Consider the following 23,172-nt stretch of genomic DNA (forward strand, 5'->3'; position numbering starts at 1 on the left):
AGCTAGTAACATGGATAAAAGAAAACCAACCATTCAGAATATTGAAGTGAGTGACCACACCGCGGAGCTTTCGCTGCGTGTGGATGCTGACATCTTAGATTTCCAAGGTCATTTCAGTCACTTTCCTCTTTTACCCGGCGTCACTCAAATTGACTGGGCGTTGTTCTGCGCCGTTCAATATTTGAACACTCCCAAGGTATTTAAAGGAATGGAAGTCATCAAATTTCAAGAGCCGATTCTGCCAAACGCCGACGTTTGTCTCTCACTCTCTTGGGACAATGAGCGCGAGAAATTGACCTTTAAGTACACATCGAAAAACGGTGAAACCTTGGTGACTCACTCTTCAGGCAAAATGAAACTGGGTGAGTCACGTGAGTGATTACCGTCCCTGCTTTTTAATTCCTTGCTACAACCACGGCAGCACAATTGCAGACGTGGTTGCGTCGTTATCCTCTTTCGATTTGCCAGTGCTTGTCGTGGACGACGGCAGCAATGAAGACACCAAACAAGCGCTTTCAGCGTTGAGTGAGCAAGGGCTGATAAAACTGATTAGTTTGAGCGAAAACCAAGGTAAAGGTGGCGCGGTGATGGCTGGCCTACATCAAGCTCACCAACTTGGTTTTACGCACGCCATTCAAATCGACGCAGATGGTCAACACGACCTAGAAGCACTACCAAAATTGCTCAGCGCCAGCGAAACAAAACCAGATAACCTGATTTCTGGCCAACCGATATACGACGCGAGCGTACCTAAAGCCCGTCTGTATGGTCGCTACGCTACGCACATTTGGGTGTGGATAGAAACCTTGTCACTGTCTATCAAAGACAGCATGTGCGGTTTTCGCGCCTACCCAGTGGCGAAAACGGTCGCCGTGTTGAACAAGTACAACATCGGCAAACGCATGGATTTTGATATCGAGATTCTGGTGCGAATGTACTGGGAAGGCGTCGATATTGATTTTGTTCCAACGCGCGTGATCTACCCTGAAGGTGGCATTTCCCACTTCGACGCATTGTGGGATAACGTCAAGATAAGCTGGATGCACACTCGCCTATTTTTTGGCATGTTGCCGCGTATACCCTCGCTACTCGCCAGAAAGCGCCGTCACACAGACGACAGCAATGCCCACTGGTCGAAACGAAAAGAACAAGGCACGATTTTAGGCATCAAAACCTTGCTCGCGGTTTACCGCTTGTTCGGTAGAAAAGCGTTCGACCTGATTTTAAAGCTAGTCATGCGCTACTACCACTTCACGGGTAAATCTGCCCGTGAAGCGTCTGAGGTTTACCTGAACAACTTACAGCACTACGCAGCGCAGCAGAACATCGCACTGCCAAAGCAGTTGGACAGCTATCATCATCTGCTTTCCTTTGGGCGAACCATGCTCGACAAACTGGCTGCCTGGCAAGGTGACTTTAACGTCGATAACCTAACCATTCACGGCCAGCATCATTTCGAAGAGATGGCGCAGAAAAAACAAGGCGTGCTCATTTTAGGCTCGCACCTTGGCAATATCGAACTCTGCCGCGCGCTTGGTCGTCGACACTCTCATGTCAAAATCAACGCCTTGGTATTTACCCAACACGCTGAACAATTTAATGCGGTAATGAAGGCGGTAAACCCAAACTCGGAACTGAATTTGATTCAAGTCAGCTCAATGGGACCAGACACCGCGATTCTGCTTCAACAAAAAATCGAGCAAGGCGAATGGGTGGTGATCGTTGGCGATCGCACTTCTACCAGCAAAGAAAATCGTGTCGTTTGGGCAGATTTTCTTGGTAAACCAGCGCCATTTCCGCAAGGCCCATTCATGCTGGCCTCGGTATTAAAAGCGCCGGTTTATCTACTCTTCGGCCTACGCGACGATGAAGCAAACACTCCGCATTTTAATGTGTACTTTGAACACTTTAGTGACCAAATCACGCTACCGCGCAAGGAACGTCAGCAGGCACTAGAACACGTTGTTCAACAGTACGCACAAAGATTAGAACACCACACACTGCAAGCGCCGTTACAGTGGTACAACTTTTTTAACTTCTGGACTTTAAGTAATCAGCCACATGACAAACAACAATAATCACAACATCACTTTTGGTGCCCAATCTTTAACCATCGAAGATGTCGTTGCCATTGCTCAAGGTGCAAAGGCACACATGAACACCTCGCCAGAATTTACCGCGAAAATTGATCGTGGCGTGGCGTTTCTGGAACGATTACTGAAGGAAGAAGGCGTTATTTACGGCGTGACCACGGGTTACGGCGATTCATGCACTGTGGCGATTCCACCTGCTCTTGTGGATGAACTTCCGTTGCACCTTACGCGCTTCCATGGCTGTGGCTTAGGTCAAATCCTTTCTCATGAGCAAGCTCGTGCGGTGTTGGCGACACGTTTATGTTCATTGTCGCAAGGCGTATCTGGCGTGTCTCACGGTCTGTTGAACCAAATCGTTACGCTTATCAATCACGATATTGCGCCGCGTATTCCACAAGAAGGCTCTGTGGGCGCAAGTGGCGATTTAACGCCTCTGTCTTACCTAGCAGCGACCTTAATTGGCGAGCGTGAAGTGCTTTACAAAGGCGATGTGCGACCAACACAAGAAGTGTTTGCAGAGCTGGGCATTGAGCCAATTCGCCTAAAACCAAAAGAAGGTTTGGCGTTAATGAACGGTACATCCGTGATGACTGCCCTCGCCTGTCTTGCCTACAAACGCGCAGAATACCTAACGCAGCTGTGCACCAAGATTACCGCGATGGTCTCTGTGGGTATGCAAGGTAATGACTTCCACTTTGATGAAGCGTTGTTTGCGGTAAAACCTCATCCTGGTCAACAGCAAGTTGCGGCTTGGCTGCGTGATGATCTCAATGCTGAGCGTCCGCCACGCAATAGCGACCGACTGCAAGATCGTTACTCGCTACGTTGTGCGCCACACGTCATTGGCATGGTGCAAGACTCACTGCCTTGGCTACGTCAATTGATTGAGAATGAACTAAATAGTGCCAACGACAATCCAATCATCGATGGCGACAATGAGCGCGTTCTGCACGGCGGTCACTTCTACGGTGGTCATATCGCAATGGCGATGGATACGTTGAAAGTGAACATTGCCAACTTAGCTGATTTGCTGGATCGTCAGATGGCGCAATTGATGGATTACAAGTTCAATAACGGCCTGCCGTTTAACTTAACCGGTGCAGAAGGCGAGCGTAAACCGATCAACCACGGCTTTAAAGCGGTTCAGATTGGTATCTCAGCTTGGACGGCAGAAGCGTTGAAAAACACCATGCCAGCAAGCGTTTTTTCTCGCTCAACCGAATGTCACAACCAAGACAAAGTGAGCATGGGCACCATCGCGGCTCGTGATTGCTTACGCGTACTTGAGTTAACAGAGCAAGTTGCTGCGGCTTCACTCCTAGCAAGCGTTCAAGCGGTTGAGATTCGTCGCCGTCATAACGAATTGGACGAACACCACATGAGTCAGAGTTTGCGAGTAATTCGTGACGCCGTACTGAGCGAGTTTGAGTTTGTGATTGAAGATCGCCCGTTAGAACAAGATTTGCGTCATTTCATTGAACGCATTCAGCAACGTCATTGGCCACTCTACGTGGAGGTATAATGCAAGAGCAGGTTCTCTACCCATTAGAAGCGGAGGTGACTATGGTCACCTCATTCCAAGATGCTGACCCGATGGGCGTGATTTATCACGGCAACTTCTTTCGATATTTTGAAGAAGCGCGTCGTGTGCTGATGGAGAAGCTCCAATACAGCTATCGCGATATGCAAGACTCTGGGTACATGTGGCCGATCATCGATACGCGCGTTAAATACGTGAAGGCGATTCCGTTTAATCACACCATTCGTATTACCGCGCAACTCACGGAGTGGGAAAACCGCTTACGTGTGGATTACGTGATTTACGACGCCGAAACGAATCAACGTATGTGCAAAGCGCATACAACGCAAGTCGCCGTATCCATTGAAAAGCAAGAGATGTGCTTTGTGTCTCCAGCAGTCTTTTTAGATAAAGTAGAGCAATGGCACAACCATGGGAGCCGGAACTAATGCAAAAGTGGTTACTCTCTTTTTTGTTGATATTTTCTGTTCCAGCACTGGCCACACCGACAGCAAACGTAACGGATTTGGCGTCGCTTCAACAGCAGTTGTCTCAGCATGAAATCGTACGCGGAGATTTTACGCAGCAGCGTCATCTGGAAATGTTTAGTCAACCTTTAACCTCTAAAGGTCAGTTCACACTGAGCAAAACACATGGCTTGTTGTGGCAACAAACAGAACCTTTCGCAGTCAATTTGGTATTGACGGAAAACAAACTTCGTCAGACTTTTGCCGACCAAGCTCCGAAAACGATCTCTGCAGAAGAAAACCCAATGGCGTTCTACTTTAGCCATGTGTTTTTATCCGTGTTCCACGGGGATACTTCTGCACTGCAAGAACAATTCACACTCGATTTTTCAGTTGAGAACAATCATTGGCAGCTCGTTTTAGTGCCCAAACAGTCGCCATTAAATGCGGTGTTTCAATCCATCACTCTTTCCGGTAAAACGCACATTGATCGCCTAACCCTACAAGAGCTGCGCGGCGATAAAACCGAAATCACGTTTACGAACCAGACCTCTCTACCTCAGGAACTCACGGATGCCGAAGACGCTCAATTCCGTTTCTAAACTCAGTCTTGGCACTCACACCTTTGCTCTGGTTTGGCTCAATCTCGTTGTTTTAGCGGGCGCGTTGCTACTCAAACAATGGGTTTGGAGTGCAGAATCTCCGATTGAGACCAACATTTTAAAACTGCTGCCGAAGAACCAACAAAACCCGGTGGCTGAGCAAGCCTTTGAGTCGGTCTCGGCAAGTATGAGCGACAAAGTCATTTTCGTGATCACAGCGCCGGACAAAAATGCCCTTTTTGCAGCGGCCGCTGAATTTGATAAGGGGTTACGCCAAAGTAATCATTTTCGCGATGTGGTAGGAAAAATCTCACCTCAAGAACAGCAAGCTTGGGCGAGTTACTACTTTAAGCACCGCTTCCAATTGCTGACGCCTGAACAACGAGAGCGTTTAAGCCAAAATCCAGAACAGCAAGTGCAGCATGTGATTCAGTCGCTGTACAACCCGTTTTCTGGGGTGACTGGGCAAGAGTTACAAAATGACCCTTTCTTGCTATTTCGTGATTATTTAAGCCAAGTTACCCAGCAATCGTCCTCTTTCCGATTGGATAACGGCTATCTGTCCGTCGAAAAAGGCGATGCTCAATACTTGCTTATTACTGCCGAACTAAAAGACTCGCCTTATAGCCTAACTGGGCAGCTTGCAGTCCCTGATATTCAAGCGCTAGAACAAAGCGTCGCGCAGAAATATGGCGCTGAAGTCGCACATACTGGCGTTCTATTTTACGCCGACTTTGGTACGCAAAGTGCAAAATCGGAGATCAGCACCATCGGTGTATTCTCTCTACTCGGTATCATTGCATTGTTCTTGCTGGTCTTTCGGAGTGTGATGCCGCTGTCTCTGGCACTGCTTTCCATCACCATTGGTTTGCTCGTTGCGTTGTCAGTGACAACGTGGATTTTTGGAAAAGTCCATCTGTTCAGTTTAGTGTTTGGCGCAAGTTTAATCGGCGTGTCTATCGACTACGCATTCCACTACCTAACCGAACGTCTTGCGGCGGGAAATGAATGGGATAGCGAGCAAGGATTAAAGCATATTTTCATAGCTATCACACTTGGCTTAATCACCAGCTTGATCGGCTATTTGGGCATGTTAGTGGCACCGTTTCCTGGTTTGCAGCAGCTTGCTCTGTTTTCATCCATTGGTCTGATTGCCGCCTACGTCACCGTGGTGGCTTGGTATCCGATACTGGCTCGTAACCCATCGCGATCCATTTCGACATTACCGGGACAATCACTGTTGGCGAAATGGTTAACGCTTTGGAATCAACCTCGAATTAAAGTCGGATTGCCGATGTTATGTGTGGTTGCGAGTGGCTTTTTCTTGCTGCAATTGAACTACGATGACGACATTCGTCTACTGCAAACGATGCCGAACGATCTCAAGCAGCAAGAAACCTTGATTACGACGCTTAGTGGCATGCAATCTTCGCAGCAAATGTTGGTCGTTACCGCCGACGATGACGAAAACCTAATGAAAAAGCTGGAGTCTTTGACGCCAACATTAGAAGCGTGGAAAGCGGACAGCACCATCGAAAGCTACCAAAGTCTGAGCCGCTACTTGAGCTCGGTGGAGCGTCAGCAACAAGACTATCAATTGATTCGCGATCTTTACGCGACACAATCCAGCCCACTAGCTTCCGGACTGAGCTTAAGTAAAAAGCCTAAAATGGACGCCGACTTTATCCCTGTCACGGTTGATCAGTACTTGCAAAACCCAGTATCAGCGCCTGTGCGTTTTCTCCATTTGGGTAAGATCAAAGGAAAATCTGCAACGGTAGTGGTGTTAAACCAATTGCAAGACTCCGCCGTTGTTAAGGCATTTGCCAAATCGCAGTCTGATGTTGTTTATCTAAACAAAGCTGAGGAAATATCCGCCCTATTTGGTGAATACCGAATCAAAATCATGGAACTATTGGCAGCCGCCAGTGCTGTGATCTTTCTGGTATTAATCAAGCGGTACGGTCTGCAACACAGTTGGCGAGTTTTACTGCCATCATTGATTGCTTGCGCCTGCGGTCTGGCAACGGCAGTCGCGATGGGAACAACATTAAACCTATTCAACTTGCTTGGCTTGGTGCTCATTCTTGGTATCGGGATCGATTACACTCTGTTCTTTGCCGAGAAAGCCCGCAGCGTGAGCACACTATTGGCGATCACCCTTTCGGCAATAACCACTGTGCTGTCATTTGGGTTGCTATCACTCAGCCAAACTCACGCGATTCACAGTTTCGGCATTACGGTGTTAAGTGGTATTTTTGTTGCTTGGCTGCTCTCTCCGATTGCGATTAAAACAGAGGAAACGACGTCATGATTTTTAACCATGCTTTTCGCTGCGCGACGTTAATCGTACTGAGTCTGTTTTTAAGTGCATGCAGCTTGGTCCCTCACCAATCGACGCCTCTGGTCGACATTGCCGAGCACACCCAAGTTAGCTTGCCCACTCCCGCAAGCTTGGGCTATCAGTTGTCTGCCAGTCAGTTAATTACGGCTTCTTGGGCAATAGATGGTAAAACCACATCTGAGCAACTTCCGGTACAACTGCAAGTGACCAACAACGAAGTGGTGTTGGCAGGCTTTTCATCCTGGGGGACAAGAGTACTCTCACTGTCTTACGATGGAGAACAAATTCAAACCGAAGTGCTCAACGGTTTACAAGGTTCGCTACCGCAGCCAGAACAGGTATTATTTAACCTGATGATCACGCTCTGGCCGAGTTCCGCTTGGGAAGGATCGTTAAATGAGGTAAGGTGGCGAATTATTGATAAAAATAATTCTCGCGCCATCTTTGATAGCGACGGTGAAAAGATCATTGAGATTCAATACAGCTCTTCTAACAAGTTAGAGGGTAAGATTGATTTTCATCACCTCAAACATCAGTTTTCAATTTCTATTCAAACACTGCAACATCAGATTAATTAAGAACAATTTAGAATAACAATATGCCTATTCGCTCTTCTCAACCTTTGTATATTCAGGCCTGTGGCTTTCACTCTGCCATGGGACAAGATGATGCGCTCATCCACCAGTGTTTATCGGGAGCGAAGCCATCCAACATGGTGGTTGACCGAGATATTTTAAATTCAGGCCGCCAAACAGTAATCGGTCGAATCGCACAGACGTTACCGCAATTACCACCCGCACTCAGCCAGTTTGATACGAGAAACAACCGCCTCGCACTTTCGGCTTTGCAGCAAATCGAAGGCGACGTGCGTGACGCCATTGCTAAATATGGTCGTGACCGTATCGCAGTCGTGATCGGCACCAGCACATCTGGCATTTCAGATGGCGAAATCGCATTTGGTGAAAAGCTGGCAAAGGGTAATTTTCCTGCCGACTACCATTACACCAAACAAGAGCTTGGCAACTGCAGCGATTTTATTGCCGCCTACTTTGATTTGAGCGGCCCACATTACTCAGTTTCAACCGCCTGTTCTTCTAGTGGCCGTGTCTTTTTAACCGCGCAACGCCTGATTCGCTCTGGCATTGTTGATGCAGTTATTGTGGGTGGTGTGGATACCATTTGTCGCCTCACACTAAACGGCTTTAACGGTTTAGAAGCTCTATCCGATACCCTTTGTAAGCCGTTTGACCAACATCGCAACGGCATCAATATCGGTGAAACCGCAGCATTAATGTTGCTAAGCAAAACACCTGCGCCCGTTGCTCTTCTCGGAGCTGGCGACAGCTCAGACGCACACCATATTTCCGCACCACATCCAGAAGGGTTAGGCGCAGAAGAAGCGATGAAAAAAGCGTTGGCCAATGCAGGACTTACAGCGCAAGACATTGGTTACATCAACGCGCATGGCACAGCAACGCCGTTAAACGATGCGATGGAAAGCAAAGCCATTCATCGCTGCTTTGGTGACTCCGTTCCCGTAAGCTCGACAAAGCCACTTACCGGACACACATTAGGCGCAGCAAGTGCAACGGAAGCCGCGATCGCTTGGCATATTCTCAAGTACAACCTTGATTTGCCAATACAACACTGCGAAACCAAAGCAGACGATATCCATATATCGTTAGTTGAGACGCCAACCAAACTGGGTAACAAAGCGATTCTCAGCAACTCTTTTGCTTTTGGTGGCAATAATATTAGTCTTATTTTTGGTTACGCTCATGACTAAACTTCCTCCCATCGAACAACTTTTGCCACACGACAAACCAATGATCTTGGTCGATCGTGCTTTGGATGTTCAACAAGATACGATTCACTGCCAGGTTGATATCGCAGAACACAACCCGTTCTTCGACTCGGCCTCTCAAACTGTGCCAGCTTACGTTGGCATTGAGTTTATGGCGCAATCTGTCGCGGCGTGGTCTGGTTACCACGCATTAATGAAAGAACAAGCGCCACCGATTGGCTTTTTGCTTGGTAGCCGTCGATACACGTCTGAATGCGATACGTTTTCTCGCGGACAGGTGCTCGATGTGTATGCTGAAAAAGTTATGGAAGATAACGGTATGGCGGTTTTTTCAGCCCGTATTGAGCTACAAGGAACTGTTGTAGCGACTTGCCAATTGAACGTTTACGTTCCATCAGAAGAAAAATTACAAGAAATGAAAATCAGGAGTCAACAATGACCCGACAAGTCCTCGTTACAGGTGCCAGCAAAGGCATCGGTAAAGCCATTGCCGTTCAATTAGCCAAAGATGGTTTCCAAGTCATTGTCCATTACATGGGCGATCAACAAGGCGCGCAAGACACCCTAAACACCATCGAACAGCATGGTGGTAGCGGTCGTCTTATCCAATTCGACATCAGTGACCGTGCAGATTGTCGTGAGAAGCTAGAAGCCGATATCGCCGAACACGGCGCTTACTATGGCGTAGTAAACAACGCTGGCATCACAAAAGATACCGCTTTCCCTGCGATGACCGAAGAAGAATGGGATGGTGTGATTCATACCAACTTAGACAGCTTCTACAACGTTCTTCACCCTTGTGTTATGCCAATGGTGCAAAAGCGCAAAGGCGGCCGAATTGTTACGCTTGCATCAGTCTCTGGCCTAATGGGGAATCGTGGTCAAACTAACTACAGCGCAGCGAAAGCGGGCGTAATTGGTGCAACAAAATCACTCGCGCTTGAACTGGCAAAACGCAAAATCACCGTCAACTGCGTTGCTCCAGGGCTTATCGACACAGGCATGGTAGACGAACACGTGAAAGAACATGCGATGCCGCAAATTCCTTTGCGCCGCATGGGAGAGCCAGAAGAAGTTGCTGGTTTAGTCAGTTACCTTATGTCTGACATCGCAGGCTATGTAACTCGCCAAGTCATTTCGGTAAACGGAGGCCTAGTATGAGCCATCGAGTTGTTGTAACCGGAATGTCAGGCGTGACTGCGTTTGGTAACGATTGGCAATCTGTCGAACCAAAACTGCGTGACTGCCAGAACGCGACGCAATACATGCCTTCTTACGAACAGTATGATGGTTTGAACACCAAGCTCGCGGCACCAATTTTAGATTTTGAACTGCCAAAGCACTACAAGCGCAAGCAAGTACGCGGCATGGGGCGTGTTTCCAAATTGGCGACCGTCGCAACAGAAAACGCACTGAGCCAAGCAGGTTTGATTGGTAACGACGTACTCACCAATGGTCAAACGGGTATCGCATACGGCTCATCAACAGGCAGTACTGATGCAATCGGTGCATTTGGTGTCATGCTGAATGAGAAAACCACCAAAGCGATCACCGCAACGACTTACGTGCAGATGATGCCGCATACCACAGCAGTGAACGTTGGTCTATTTTTCGGTTTGAAAGGCCGAGTGATCCCAACCAGCAGTGCATGTACCTCTGGCAGCCAAGCAATCGGCTACGCCTACGAAGCGATCAAACATGGCTACCAAACGGTAATGGTTGCTGGTGGCGCTGAAGAATTGTGCCCAACGGAATCCGCTGTCTTCGATACCCTTTTTGCCACCAGTCTGAAGAATGAAGACCCGAAAAGCACACCAAGACCTTATGACTCCGATCGCGATGGTTTGGTGATTGGTGAAGGTGCGGGAACGCTAGTTCTGGAAGAGTACGAACACGCCGTCGCTCGTGGCGCGAAAATCTATGCAGAAATCATCGGTTTTGCCAGCAACTGTGATGCCGCACACGTCACTCAACCACAGATGGAAACCATGCAAATCTGTATGGAAATGGCTTTGCAAAATGCGGGCATTCCTGCTGAGAAGATCGACTATGTATCTGCTCACGGCACTGCCACCGACCGCGGCGATATTGCGGAAAGCAACGCAACAGCGAATGCTCTGGGCAAAGTGCCAATCAGTTCACTCAAGAGCTACTTTGGCCACACACTAGGCGCCTGTGGCGCGATTGAAGCGTGGCTAGGTTTAGAAATGATGCACACAGGCTGGTTCAACCCAACGCTCAACCTAAAAAACCTCGACGAGCAATGTGGTGATTTAGACTACATCGCCGGACAAGGCCGAGAGCTGGACGTGAAATATTTGATGAGTAACAACTTCGCCTTTGGCGGCATCAACACCTCCATCATCTTTAAAAAGATGTAATGCCCTTAGTAAATGCAAAAGCGCTGGTTAACCAGCGCTTTTTTGTTGGTTGCCTATCAGGTTCATATATCACGCTGTAACGGCAAACAAGACATTACCATTCCGCGATACAAAGGCGACTTTTAACACCACGAATTTGTAATCCCATCGCTTCAAAGACATGCTCAAAATCTTGACAAGATGCAGGCACATTAGGTAGCGACAATGAAGCCTCGGTAAAAAACGTCCGACTCAAATTATCCGTCTCTCCCCAAGCTAACTGCCACCAATCCAAAATTCGCGGCTTGGATGCGTTTAATCGATAGCTAGCAGGAATACGATCACGCTTGTTTAGGTTTTCAACCTTAGATGTTGGTAGTAAGTTCCACTTATCATTGTTGGGCCAATAAGCAAATGGCAAACAGTGATCAACGTGATACTCATTTCGTAATTTGCTTCCACTCCATACACTGACAATGTCGCAATGGCTGAGCTTCAACTGTTCAATTCTCTTTCGCACGACTCGCGTATCATGGTCTTTATCAATCCAGACCAAACAATCATGATACGTTTGCAGTGGAATACCCCGCTCTTGATTAGACCGAAATCGTTGCATTTCCATAATCCATTGGTTGACCACCAGCGGCTCAATCCAAGAGTTATACAATCGAAAACAATCCCAAAGGCTTTCATCCAACACAAACAGCCCATAACCTTCGAGGAACTCGCTATCCACAACAATTGAACGTTTTGGCTTCTTAGCTGAACGAATCATTTCAAAGTAAGGGTTTGATTTATCACCTTGATAGGTAAAAGTGACGGGACCATCTTTTATGGTTTTTAAGCTGTCTTTTATCGCTTTATCAAGCGCCACTGCATCTTCACCAAAAAATGTCGTGCCTATAGCAAGATCATCAGGACTTAAATGGGAAAGTCTGCCCCAGCCATCGGGCTTTATAAAACCTAGCCCTTTAGACGAGTTCGAGCCTTGCTGGATGTTCTCTTTATCGATTAAACGCTTAAATTGACGAATCCAATATAAGCCAACTAATCCTAATGGGATTGCAACTTTACCTTCGCTGCGATCAACCACTGCACCAGAATGAGCGTCTGCAATACGTAGTAAAGTACGTAGTAGTGCGAGCTTATAGGTAGCCGATTTGGAATCATTGACGATAATGTGGCGAACCTTATTCAGATCACCGGAACCATCATCAGGCAAAGACATCACTACAGTTTGCCAAGATACACCCGTTCGCTTTAACTGATCGTCATCGAGAGATACGTTTCTCACCATTAAAGCGCTATTCTTTGCAAACTTTTCGAGCTCTTCAACCGATACGGGATAAGCTTTACGACCGTCAGAAAAGTCACCGTGACGAAGGCTAATCACCAATCGACCATTAGGCGCTAACAAATTTGCAAGTTTGCGAAATGCACGTTCACGGTGCGTAGGCGCAAGATGCATCCATACCGCACTGACAAGAATTAAATCGAAGCGAAAGCCAAGATTAATGGTTTTCTCAAGCTTAGGTAATGCATCTTCAAGCCAAGTAACGGAATCGCCACAGTAAGACTTACCAAGCCTTAGAAGTGCTTGAGCAGGCTCGATCGCAACAACTTCACACCCATGCTCAGCCATCCATTTCGCGTCTCGACCAGAGCCCGCGCCAACATCTAACACACGATCTCCAGCCTGGGGCCAGAAGACTCTCCAACTCGCGTGGACATCCTCAAACTGGATCGATGTGTATTGCTTCGCGAAAGAGTCGGCGTGTCGGTCATAAAAGTTAGAAGTGGCAGGCATAAAGGTTAACGAAAGGTAATTAATATGCGTCCATATTAATTGCTAGAAATTGCAATGGCTAGAATGCCATTCAAAAGTTGTAGATAGAGTGGCAATTACAGCCAAAAACCTAAAAACGACAAAGCCCCGACAACTCAAAGAGTTATCGAGGCTTTTGAATAAATGGCACGCCCTATTGGATTCGAACCAATGACCACATCCTTAGAAGGGACGTGCTCTATCCAGCTGAGCTAAGGGCGCGCTACAGGGACAGGATTATACGAGTTCAAACGGGTAAATCAACGGGTTTTCATAACATTCTGATCTGAATGCCTAAAAAAAGTCCATTAAAACGCTTAATGTTCAAAAACACCACAAAGCAAACGTTTGCGTATGGATGTTAATAAGAAATTCTGCGACAATGCGCCGCAGATAATCTGCCTTCTTAATTTATAAGGAAAGTCATGACTGCTCAAAGTATAGACGGAACTCTCATTTCCCAAACTGTTCGATCCGAAGTGGCTGCACGTGTTAAAGCACGTGTTGAAGCTGGGCTACGTGCTCCTGGTTTAGCAGTGGTTCTAGTTGGTGAAGATCCTGCTTCTCAGGTTTATGTCGGTAGCAAACGCCGCGCATGTGAAGAAGTTGGGTTTGTTTCTAAGTCTTTTGACCTTCCTGCGTCTAGCTCAGAAGAAGAGTTACTAGCTCTGATTGATGAATTAAACAACGATGATGAAATTGACGGCATTCTAGTGCAATTACCCCTTCCTGCGGGCATAGACACAACACATGTTTTAGAGCGCATTCACCCAGAGAAGGACGTGGATGGCTTCCATCCTTACAACGTTGGTCGTCTTGCGCAGCGTATTCCAAAGCTTCGCTCTTGCACGCCAAAGGGCATAATTACCCTACTCGACCGTTACAACATTGAGCTACGTGGTAAACATGCGGTTGTGGTTGGTGCATCAAACATTGTTGGTCGTCCAATGACACTTGAGCTGCTGCTTGCGGGCTGCACAACAACAACATGTCACCGTTTTACCAAAGACCTAGAGAGTCATGTGCGTCAAGCTGACATTGTCGTGGTTGCGGTTGGTAAGCCTAACTTCATCCCTGGTGAGTGGATTAAAAAAGGCGCAGTGGTGGTCGATGTCGGTATTAACCGTCTTGACTCAGGCAAACTAGTTGGCGACGTGGAGTACGACAAAGCACGTGAAAGTGCGAGCTTTATTACTCCTGTTCCTGGTGGCGTTGGCCCAATGACCGTCGCAAGTTTAATTGAGAACACGATGCTCGCTTGCGAACAGTTCCACACAGACAAATAACGTAAAACTTCAGATACGAAAAAGGCTCCGCAAGGAGCCTTTTTGCTAATTGTTGATATCTATTTCAATTACAGACTTAAAATCACGCCCGCAATCGAAGCGCTCATTAAGTTCGCCATGACACCAGCGATAATCGCACGGAAACCATGCTTAGAAACAAATGCACGCTTTTCTGGTACCAAAGAGCCCAACCCACCAATCAGCATCGCCATGCTTGAGATGTTTGCAAAGCCACACAAAGCAAACGTCACGATTGCTTGTGAGTGTTCACTAAGTTGAGACTTCACTTCTGCAAGCTGGATGAAAGCGACGAACTCATTCACAACAATCTTGTTACCAATCAACGAGCCTGCTGTGGTTGCTTCTTGCCATGGTATACCCAACAACCAAGCGACCGGCGCAAACACAAAACCTAGGATGAGCTCAAAACTTAATGGTGTCCCAATCAGATCACCTATCCAACCTAACATACCGTTTAGCATTGCAATGACACTAATAAACGCCAGTAACGTACCACCGACCGATACAGCAATGCGTACACCCGCCATGGCACCATCGGCTAATGCTTCTACTACGTTGGTTGCACGTGGAATTTCAACTTGGCTAATGTCGATATCTGCTGCTTTATCCGTATCTTCTGGCATTAAAATTTTTGCCATCAACAAGCCGGCAGGTGCCGACATAAATGCAGCTGCAATAAGATAGTTGAGGTCGACACCCAGTGATGCGTAACCGACCAACGTTCCGCCAGCAACTGACGCTAAACCACCTGTCATAACTGCAAAGAACTGCGAGTCAGTCATGTGTTTTAGGTAAGGCTTTACCATCAATGGTGCTTCAATGGTACCGACAAAAATGTTTGCTGTTGCAGACAAAGACTCCGCACGACCGATACCCAGCAGCTTTTGAATACCACCACCGATAAAGTTAATGATTTTTGGCATCACACCAATGTGATAAAGACCTGAGATAAGAGAGGAGAAGAAAACGATGATACCCAGAACATTGATCGCAAAGGTGAAGCCCCCTGTCGCCAAATTACCGAATAAAAACGCAATGCCCTCTTGACCATAGTTGATCAAATTCGACACAACACTGCTCACTGAATTCAGCGCATCTCTTCCTGCTGGTACATATAAAACCAACAACGCAAACAGTACCTGCAAAGCAAACGCAAACGACACCGTTCTCAGCTTTATATTTTTTCTATTTGTAGAAAGTAGCCATGCTAGGAATAGTATGGCTACGATACCAATAATTGAGTTCATAAAATGAATCCGACAGAAGGGGGATATGGAAGGCACCGGATTGTATAGCGGACTCAAAATGCTGCAAGTTGAGGATGTTAACAGTGTGAAAAGTTTAAGAGACCAATAACTGACCAATAAAATAACCACTTGAATTTATTGAAGATAAACGTTTGCTTATTTTAATTGTTTCCATATGGAAAATATGTTTCTGGTTCAGGAAAAATTTTTGTGAAGTGAATCACTTTATGTGTCGTTCTACAACGTCATTGATCCTGTTATTTAGGAATAGAGATGTAAGGTGCTAAACGTTGGTCCCAATGACAAGGGTTGCCGATCTTCTGTTTGATAAAGTTAATCACTGCGGATATTTTTTTTGGCATATGTTGGCGGCTTGGGTATACCGCATAAAACGGCATCGACTGGCTGGCTTTCCAGTCAGGTAACAGCTGTATTAACTTACCCGTTCTGAACTCATCACCCAGCAAGTAAGTGGCAAGGTAGGCAATACCCCAACCTGCAATAGCCGCGTCCCGGACGGCTTCTGCCAGATCCACTGAATAGTTACCCGAGACTTTTACGTTCAATTCTTGCTGATCTTTGGTAAACGCCCACCCCGTATAGTCACGCTCCCAGCTTCTGTATATGAGGCAGTTGTGAGCAGATAGGTCATCCGGTTCTGTTGGCGAGTCATGTTTCAATAAGTAATCTGGCGATGCCGCAACAACAAACTGGCAATCCGTCAAACGCTGCGCAATGTAACCTTCAGGCAAATGCTCGTTGTTGGTTACCCATAAATCGAGCCCTTCGGCTAACATATCGACCTTATAGTCAAACAGATGTACTTCCACTTGAAGTTGAGGATACAGTTCGCGTAACTCTTGAATCGCTGGAATAATGTGTAAGGTACCAAATGATTGCGACAACCCAAGACGTACCAAACCTGCCACTTCATCCCGCTGGGTTTCCATCTCTAATGTGGCGCTGCTCACCGCTTGTACCACTTGCTCACAGTGATGAAAAAAGGTTTTCCCTGCCTCTGTCGGCGTAAAGCTTCGCGTAGTGCGTTGAACAAGCTTGATACCAAGAGACGCTTCTAACTGACTCAACTGTTTACTCACATGAGACACCGACACGCCTAAGCTCTTTGCAGCAGCTGTGAAGCTTTTGTGTTTAAGAAGAGCGGAGAAAATCACCATTTGTGCGGCACGTTCAGATAACACGCTTTACCTCGATTTGGTTATAGAAAAAACAAAGGGCTCCGAAGAGCCCTTGTATTGAAGACTGGATGCCGAATTGTTTGTGGCAGATCAGTATTTAATGCGGTCAGCCAAGTGGCTCACAGCAAGTGCGAAGTAGTAAGAGCGGTTCCACTTCATCAATACGTTGTAGTTATTGTAAACCAGATACGTACGACCATTCTCGTCGTCCGGCATGATCAACCATGCTTTGATGTCTTCATCCAGTTTTGGCAACGGGCTACCGTCATATTTTGTGATACCTAATTGGCTCCACTCTTGAAGGTATTTGCCTTTTTCAGCCGTGCGCCCTTCCAGGCTGCGATCAATATTTTTAGGAACCTTAACTTGGCGACCCCAAGTATATTTATCATCCCAACCAGACTTGCTCAAATAGTTAGCGGTTGATGCAAACACGTCCGCTTCAGATTGCCATATGTCTTTTTTACCATCACCGTTGCCGTCAGCAGCAAAACGAAGGAAAGAGCTTGGCATAAACTGGCATTGACCCATCGCACCAGCCCATGAGCCTTTAAAGTTCTCTAGCTCAATATGGCCTTGATCGAGGATCTGCAGTGCCGACATGGTCTCTTTACGGAAAAACTCTTCACGACGGCCTTCAAATGCCATTGTGGATAGTGCATCAATCACTTTAAAGTTGCCGGTAAACTTACCAAAGTTACTTTCAACTCCCCAAAGTGCCACAATAAAGCGCGGGTGGACACCGTACTCATCGCCTATACGCTTTAGCTCAGTGTAATGCTCTTTGTAGAGTTGTCTGGCTTGCTTCACCTTCCACTCAGGCACCGCGCGAGGAATGTACTCATCCAATGTCAGTTTCTTTTCTGGTTGGTTTCGGTCCGCTTTTACTGCTCGGGGCTTGTACTCAACATTAGCAAAAGCAGCACTAATGACCTGCTCTGAGATACCTTTATCACGAGCTTCAGCACGCAGCTTATTCAAGTATTCATCAAAACCCTCGCTACTTGCAAAAGCCGAGGTACACATACCAACGCTAAGCATGGTAGCCAGTATCTTTTTCATATTGCCCTCCTTGAGCAAGGCAGAAATCCCAGATGAAAAACGATGACGTTATTCGCCTTTCTGCTGGGCTTTTTGTTCTTTGTACTTTTCTAATAGGTTCTCCGGCGGCGGTGGAACCTGAAGAAAGAAGCCATCATTTTGTAATGAAGCCTTCACTTTTTCGATATCAACTTGTGCCAATTTACGGCCATCAAGTTTAATCGTCATGACAGCGATAGGCTTACCGAACATCTGCATTAAGGTGTCAGGAACCTGTGAAAAATCATCCTTTTTCGGAATATAGAGATAAGTACCTTCTTTTTTCGAGCTTTTATAAATAGAACAAAGCATGACACGCCTTTTATGCTGATTTAGCCGCGTTGAGTGCGGATTAGGTTGTAAACGTCAAATTCTCGCAAACTTAATAGCAAATTTGAGATTAATTCACCTATTTGCCCACGAGAGAACTTGCTGCGTCAAAGGATGAAATATAACATGACATACCTAGTTTAAGGCAACGCTCTTTCAATAAAGGCAAGAAGTCCACGATGACCCATTCACCAGACCTTAAAGGTAGCAGTTTTACATTGTCAGTTTTACACCTTTCTGACAATGAGATCGCAAAGACTGTCGAATTTTTGCAAGAAAAAGTTTCTCAAGCACCTTCTTTTTTTGCATCCGCGCCTTTGGTAATCAATATAGCAAAAGTACAAGGCGACATTGATTTCCCTAAGCTTAAACAAGGCATCTCAGATGCCGGTTTTATTCCGGTCGGTGTAACGGGCTGTAAAGACAAGCGTGTACAAAACCTTGCTTCCGAAGCTGGCTTCGCCATTATGTCGGCGAGCAAATCGCCAAGCCAAGCACCTGCCAAAATGGCACCAACGAAAGTAGTTCGTACGCCTGTCCGCTCAGGACAACAGATCTACGCAAAAGATGGTGATTTGGTGGTGCTAGCGCACGTAAGTGCAGGTGCTGAAGTCATTGCTGACGGCTCTATTCATATCCATGGCACACTTCGAGGTCGTGCGATTGCAGGAGCAAGTGGTCAGCAGGAAGCGCGTATTATTTGCCACGATTTACAAGCAGAACTGGTATCCATTGCGGGTGACTACTGGTTAAGCGATCAAATTGAAAGCGAGTACTGGCAAAAGAAAGTAATGATCAGTAAAGCCGATGAATCATTACATTTAGAAGTTCTCGCGATTTAATCTAAAAAGGAAAAAAAATGGCACGCATTATTGTAGTAACGTCTGGTAAAGGTGGCGTTGGTAAAACCACTTCAAGCGCAGCCATCGCCTCTGGTCTAGCTCTTAAGGGAAAAAAGACCGCGGTGATCGATTTTGACATCGGTTTGCGTAACCTCGATCTAATCATGGGCTGTGAGCGCCGCGTCGTGTATGACTTTGTAAACGTCATTAACGGCGAAGCGACATTAAACCAAGCGCTGATCAAAGATAAGCGCACGGACAACCTATTTATTCTTCCTGCTTCTCAAACTCGTGATAAAGACGCACTGACAAAAGATGGTGTTCAGCGCGTATTCGGTGAACTTGATGAAATGGGCTTTGATTTTATTATTTGTGATTCACCAGCAGGTATCGAGCAAGGCGCGTTAATGGCCTTGTACTATGCCGATGAAGCCATTGTCACAACGAACCCAGAAGTCTCTTCTGTACGTGACTCTGACCGCATTCTCGGTATTTTAGATTCTAAGTCACTGCGTGCAGAACAAGGGCTAGAGCCAGTAAAACAGCATCTGTTACTGACTCGCTACAACCCATCTCGCGTCACTCAAGGCGAAATGCTAAGCGTTGAAGACGTTGAGGAGATCTTACATATTCCACTACTGGGCGTGATTCCAGAAAGCCAAGCCGTGCTTAACGCGTCAAACAAAGGTGTGCCAGTCACTTTTGACGATAACACCGATGCGGGTATGGCTTATTCTGACACCGTTGATCGCTTATTAGGCAATCAGGTTGAATTTCGTTTCCTTACTGAGGAGAAGAAAGGACTCTTTAAACGACTCTTTGGAGGCTAGACATGTCATTATTAGAATTTTTCCGTCCACAGAAGAAAACTTCTGCGAATCTAGCTAAAGAGCGTTTGCAAATCATTGTCGCAGAGCGCCGCAGCCAAAATGATCCTGCGCCGTCTTACTTGCCTCAATTAAAAGAAGACATCTTGAAGGTGATCAGCAAGTACGTGGCAATTGATCCAAATATGGTTGACTTAACATTTGAGCACAAAGACGACGATATCTCAGTTCTTGAGCTGAATGTGAAGCTACCAGACGAAGAAAAGTAATCAGTTTCTCTCGCAAGACGAATGCTCTAATTAGAACGAAAAAGGTTGGCATCGAGGCCAACCTTTTTCATCTTTCATTACTTTAATGCTTTGTTCATCTTGTCGCCGAGTAAATCCAAGCGCCACCCTTGCATCAAATCAGGCAATACTTCTGGGTCACGATCTTTTTTCCAAACCCAACTGATCAACTGGTTGATCTGCTTTTTAGAGGCAAGGAACTCCGTGGCTAAACCTGACTTCTGCGAAGCCGATTTCACCAAGTCTTTCATATTTTTGAAGACCTGCTTGTAACCCGGATAGTCCATTAAACGCTCAATTTTCGCAGGATACTCTTCAGAAGGTGTTTGCTTCGCTTGTTTAACAATCGCGGCAATCTTCGCGCCATGGCGGTTAATCGCTCGGATATCAATATCTTCTGCTTCCATCTTCTTAAAGTTCGTTAAACCAAGACGAGCGACCGTTAATAGATCACCTTCTTTGAAGATAAAGTTCAGCGCTAAATCTCGTTTGATTGCTTCACGATAACGCCACGTCGCCAATGGCTTTAAAATCGCCAGCTCAGAAGGTTTTAATTGCCAAGCGCCCTTAATATCAAGGTAGGCATTCTCTTCATTGGTTACGCGAATACGTTTCGAAACGAGTAAATCACTTTCTTGCTGTACAGCTTCCCACCAACCTGCTTGCGTCACCTTATCGAACAGCTTTTCGTATAACGGTAACAAGTAATGAACATCTGCGGCAGCATAATCTAATTGCTTTTGTGTCAGTGGACGAGCCATCCAGTCGGTACGTGATTCACTTTTGTCGAGCTCTACGCCTAAATATTCTTCCACCAGCGATGCGAAGCCTGTCGATAGGCCGTGACCGAGAAAAGCGGCCATCAGCTGCGTATCCACCATAGGGAATGGTGTACAACCAAAAGCGTTTTGGAAAACTTCTAAATCTTCACCACATGCGTGCAGCACTTTTAGCACAGAAGTATCTTTTAATAGCGCTACAAACGGCGTCATATCCGTTAATTCAGTCGGATCAATCAGCGAGAGGCGATTACCATCGAAAAGCTGAATCAGACCTAACTGCGGGTAGAAAGTGCGAATACGAACGAATTCGGTATCCAGCATCACTACGTCTGCCTCTCGGGCATGAGTGCAAACCTCTTCTAGGTCTTTGTTTTTAGTAATAATTTGATAGTTCACATACTTCTCGCTATAAAAAATGCCAGCAAAACGCTGGCATTCTATCATTTTTTAAATCTCTCGACTCGACGAAATCGGCTTATGCGCTTTTCTTCGCAAGTTCAGCGTCATTCTCTTCGCGTAAAACACGACGCAAGATCTTACCGACATTGGTTTTAGGTAAGTCTTCGCGGAACTCAACCAACTTCGGAACTTTGTAGCCAGTTAGGTGTTCTCGACAATGCGCGATCACTTCGTCTTTGGTCAAGCTCGGATCGCGTTTCACGACATAAATCTTCACTAATTCACCAGACACTTCATGCGGCTGGCCAATAGCAGCAACTTCAAGTACTTTGCCGTGTAGTGCTACAACGTCTTCGATTTCGTTCGGGTAAACATTAAAGCCTGATACTAAGATCATGTCTTTCTTACGGTCAACGATATGCAGGAAGCCTTCGTCATCGAACTTAACGATGTCGCCGGTTGATAGCCAGCCGTCTTCGTTAATCGTATCTTTCGTTGCTTCAGGTCGTTGCCAGTAACCTTGCATAACCTGAGGACCACGAACTTGAAGTTCGCCAGTTTCAGTATTCGCAAGAGCGTTACCTTCTTCGTCCACGATACGAACTTCTGTTGATGGTACCGGCAGACCAATAGAGCCATTGTATTCAACAAGATCATGCGGATATGCCGCCACCAACGGAGAACACTCTGTTAGACCGTAACCTTCGAGCAAATAGCAACCCGTGGTCTTTTGCCATCTTTCTGCCACTGAGCGCTGCACTGCCATGCCGCCGCCAACGGCTAAACGTAGATTACTGAAATCCAACTCGTGGAAATCTTCATTATTGACCAATGCATTAAATAAGGTATTCACGCCCGTAATCGCAGTAAACGGATGCTTTTGTAGCTCTTTCACGAACCCTGGAATATCTCTAGGGTTCGTAATAAGTAAGTTACGACCACCCATTTCAACAAACAGCAGACAGTTTACGGTAAGAGCAAATACGTGATACAGCGGTAATGCTGTCACGACTAATTCACGCCCCGGAGATAAAACCGGTCCGTACGCGCCTTTTGCCTGTAGAACGTTCGCAATCATGTTGCGGTGAGTCAGAATCGCGCCTTTCGCGACACCTGTCGTCCCCCCCGTATATTGCAGGAATGCAATGTCATCCCCAGACATAAACGGTTTAACGTATTGTAGACGACGACCTTTACGTAGAGCCTGACGCATTGAGATTGCACCAGGTAAATCGTACTTAGGCACCATGCCCTTAACGTACTTCACGACAAAATCGACAATCGTACCTTTCGCTCGTGGCAGCATTTGACCAAGACTGGTTAACACTACGTGTTTGACTGGTGTTTTATCGACAATTTGTTCTAACGTATTCGCAAAGTTAGACACAATCACAATCGTCGTCGCACCTGAGTCATTCAATTGGTGTTCAAGTTCACGAGGAGTGTAAAGTGGGTTAACGTTTACGGCGATACAACCTGCACGCAAAATACCAAACAACGCCACTGGGTATTGCAGTAGGTTTGGCATCATCAGAGCAACACGGTCACCCTTTTGCAGTTTTAACTCGTTTTGCAGATACGCTGCGAATGCGCGACTACGCTCTTCCAATTTACGGAAGGTCATAACCGAGCCCATGTTCATGAATGCTGGTTGGTCTGCATATTTTTGTACAGACTGTTCAAACATTTCTACCAAAGACTCATATTGCTCTGGATTAATGGTTTCAGGTACGTCACTTGGATAACGTGAAAGCCATGGTTTATCCACGATGTTACTCCTCGTTTATAACTGGCTAAAAAATAGCGTCCTTTTTATTTTGAAAGCTATTACAGCACAGCGAACGTGCTTGAGCACGCA

General features: G+C 46.4%; 22 protein-coding genes and 1 tRNA gene. 15 read left to right on the top strand and 8 right to left on the bottom strand.

The features are described from left to right. The first annotated feature begins 10 nt into the window (after positions 1-10). The 11 genes from R7190_RS17510 to R7190_RS17560 are packed head-to-tail and all read left to right on the top strand — an operon-like array spanning position 11 to position 11,210. Positions 11-379, top strand: a complete 369-nt coding sequence (locus R7190_RS17510) for a 3-hydroxyacyl-ACP dehydratase (RefSeq protein WP_132936503.1) — start codon at positions 11-13, stop codon at positions 377-379. Beyond that, positions 372-2,078 carry a glycosyltransferase family 2 protein gene (locus R7190_RS17515; RefSeq protein WP_165935336.1) on the top strand — a complete coding sequence of 569 codons (1,707 nt, stop codon included), beginning with the start codon at positions 372-374 and terminating at the stop codon, positions 2,076-2,078. Before R7190_RS17510 ends, R7190_RS17515 begins: the two co-directional genes overlap by 8 nt. Next, a complete protein-coding gene (gene hutH, locus R7190_RS17520; protein ID WP_064376293.1) occupies positions 2,062-3,615 on the top strand; it encodes an HAL/PAL/TAL family ammonia-lyase in 1,554 nt (517 codons plus the stop codon). The genes R7190_RS17515 and hutH overlap by 17 nt, the downstream gene beginning before the upstream one ends. After that, the gene (locus R7190_RS17525; RefSeq protein WP_064376294.1) at positions 3,615-4,061 is read left to right on the top strand and encodes an acyl-CoA thioesterase; all 447 of its coding nucleotides are present in this window, start codon (positions 3,615-3,617) and stop codon (positions 4,059-4,061) included. Before hutH ends, R7190_RS17525 begins: the two co-directional genes overlap by 1 nt. Then, a complete protein-coding gene (locus R7190_RS17530) occupies positions 4,061-4,681 on the top strand; it encodes a LolA family protein (RefSeq protein ID WP_064376295.1) in 621 nt (206 codons plus the stop codon). The genes R7190_RS17525 and R7190_RS17530 overlap by 1 nt, the downstream gene beginning before the upstream one ends. Beyond that, on the top strand, positions 4,653-6,995 hold the full coding sequence (locus R7190_RS17535; RefSeq protein ID WP_064376296.1) for an MMPL family transporter: 2,343 nt from the start codon (positions 4,653-4,655) through the stop codon (positions 6,993-6,995). The genes R7190_RS17530 and R7190_RS17535 overlap by 29 nt, the downstream gene beginning before the upstream one ends. Further along, on the top strand, positions 6,992-7,603 hold the full coding sequence (locus R7190_RS17540; protein WP_054578010.1) for a DUF3261 domain-containing protein: 612 nt from the start codon (positions 6,992-6,994) through the stop codon (positions 7,601-7,603). Before R7190_RS17535 ends, R7190_RS17540 begins: the two co-directional genes overlap by 4 nt. Positions 7,604-7,623: 20 nt before the next feature. Beyond that, positions 7,624-8,811 (top strand): beta-ketoacyl-[acyl-carrier-protein] synthase family protein, encoded by a 1,188-nt coding sequence (locus R7190_RS17545; RefSeq protein ID WP_054578011.1) that lies wholly within the window; start codon positions 7,624-7,626, stop codon positions 8,809-8,811. Continuing rightward, complete coding sequence (locus R7190_RS17550; protein ID WP_017634799.1) at positions 8,804-9,268, top strand: hotdog family protein; 465 nt, start codon at positions 8,804-8,806, stop codon at positions 9,266-9,268. The genes R7190_RS17545 and R7190_RS17550 overlap by 8 nt, the downstream gene beginning before the upstream one ends. Next, positions 9,265-9,990, top strand: coding sequence for a 3-oxoacyl-ACP reductase FabG (fabG, locus tag R7190_RS17555; RefSeq protein ID WP_005388326.1), 726 nt, complete (start codon positions 9,265-9,267; stop codon positions 9,988-9,990). Before R7190_RS17550 ends, fabG begins: the two co-directional genes overlap by 4 nt. Then, entirely contained in the window at positions 9,987-11,210 is a 1,224-nt protein-coding gene (locus tag R7190_RS17560; RefSeq protein ID WP_042523982.1) for a beta-ketoacyl-ACP synthase, read from the top strand. The genes fabG and R7190_RS17560 overlap by 4 nt, the downstream gene beginning before the upstream one ends. 94 nt (positions 11,211-11,304) lie before the next feature. On the opposite strand, the gene R7190_RS17565 is transcribed toward R7190_RS17560, so the two are convergent. Both R7190_RS17565 and R7190_RS17570 read right to left on the bottom strand, forming a co-directional pair. Beyond that, positions 11,305-12,996 (bottom strand): class I SAM-dependent methyltransferase, encoded by a 1,692-nt coding sequence (locus R7190_RS17565; RefSeq protein ID WP_132936501.1) that lies wholly within the window; start codon positions 12,994-12,996, stop codon positions 11,305-11,307. Positions 12,997-13,159: 163 nt separating this feature from the next. Then, a tRNA-Arg gene (locus tag R7190_RS17570) sits at positions 13,160-13,236 on the bottom strand. Positions 13,237-13,439: 203 nt separating this feature from the next. Here R7190_RS17570 and folD point away from each other — a divergent pair. Next, positions 13,440-14,300, top strand: coding sequence for a bifunctional methylenetetrahydrofolate dehydrogenase/methenyltetrahydrofolate cyclohydrolase FolD (folD, locus tag R7190_RS17575; RefSeq protein WP_186584417.1), 861 nt, complete (start codon positions 13,440-13,442; stop codon positions 14,298-14,300). A gap of 68 nt (positions 14,301-14,368) precedes the next feature. Here the strand turns inward: folD and R7190_RS17580 are convergent, their stop codons facing one another. The 4 genes from R7190_RS17580 to R7190_RS17595 form a co-directional block, all read right to left on the bottom strand. Then, the gene (locus tag R7190_RS17580; RefSeq protein WP_005382298.1) at positions 14,369-15,568 is read right to left on the bottom strand and encodes a NupC/NupG family nucleoside CNT transporter; all 1,200 of its coding nucleotides are present in this window, start codon (positions 15,566-15,568) and stop codon (positions 14,369-14,371) included. Positions 15,569-15,825: 257 nt separating this feature from the next. Next, positions 15,826-16,770, bottom strand: a complete 945-nt coding sequence (locus tag R7190_RS17585) for a LysR family transcriptional regulator (protein WP_025766976.1) — start codon at positions 16,768-16,770, stop codon at positions 15,826-15,828. Between the two features lie 87 nt (positions 16,771-16,857). After that, positions 16,858-17,829: a lytic transglycosylase domain-containing protein gene (locus tag R7190_RS17590; RefSeq protein ID WP_005388330.1), complete on the bottom strand. Its 972-nt coding sequence runs from the start codon at positions 17,827-17,829 to the stop codon at positions 16,858-16,860. Positions 17,830-17,877: 48 nt separating this feature from the next. After that, the gene (locus R7190_RS17595) at positions 17,878-18,159 is read right to left on the bottom strand and encodes a YcgL domain-containing protein (RefSeq protein ID WP_005382303.1); all 282 of its coding nucleotides are present in this window, start codon (positions 18,157-18,159) and stop codon (positions 17,878-17,880) included. Positions 18,160-18,356: 197 nt separating this feature from the next. Here R7190_RS17595 and minC point away from each other — a divergent pair, with 197 nt between their 5' ends. Genes minC through minE form a run of 3 tightly spaced genes read left to right on the top strand, consistent with a single transcriptional unit; the run spans position 18,357 to position 20,115 of the window. Beyond that, on the top strand, positions 18,357-19,019 hold the full coding sequence (gene minC, locus R7190_RS17600; RefSeq protein ID WP_005382304.1) for a septum site-determining protein MinC: 663 nt from the start codon (positions 18,357-18,359) through the stop codon (positions 19,017-19,019). A 17-nt stretch (positions 19,020-19,036) separates the two neighbouring features. Next, positions 19,037-19,849 (top strand): septum site-determining protein MinD, encoded by an 813-nt coding sequence (gene minD, locus R7190_RS17605; RefSeq protein WP_005388331.1) that lies wholly within the window; start codon positions 19,037-19,039, stop codon positions 19,847-19,849. A 2-nt stretch (positions 19,850-19,851) separates the two neighbouring features. Then, on the top strand, positions 19,852-20,115 hold the full coding sequence (minE, locus tag R7190_RS17610) for a cell division topological specificity factor MinE (protein WP_005388332.1): 264 nt from the start codon (positions 19,852-19,854) through the stop codon (positions 20,113-20,115). Between the two features lie 77 nt (positions 20,116-20,192). Here minE and rnd read toward each other — a convergent pair whose 3' ends face one another. Next, on the bottom strand, positions 20,193-21,311 hold the full coding sequence (rnd, locus tag R7190_RS17615) for a ribonuclease D (protein WP_031777213.1): 1,119 nt from the start codon (positions 21,309-21,311) through the stop codon (positions 20,193-20,195). Positions 21,312-21,390: 79 nt separating this feature from the next. Further along, positions 21,391-23,082, bottom strand: coding sequence for a long-chain-fatty-acid--CoA ligase FadD (gene fadD / locus R7190_RS17620; protein WP_005382216.1), 1,692 nt, complete (start codon positions 23,080-23,082; stop codon positions 21,391-21,393). Positions 23,083-23,172 lie beyond the last annotated feature (90 nt).

The organism is Vibrio sp. 1078-1, from assembly GCF_033340475.1.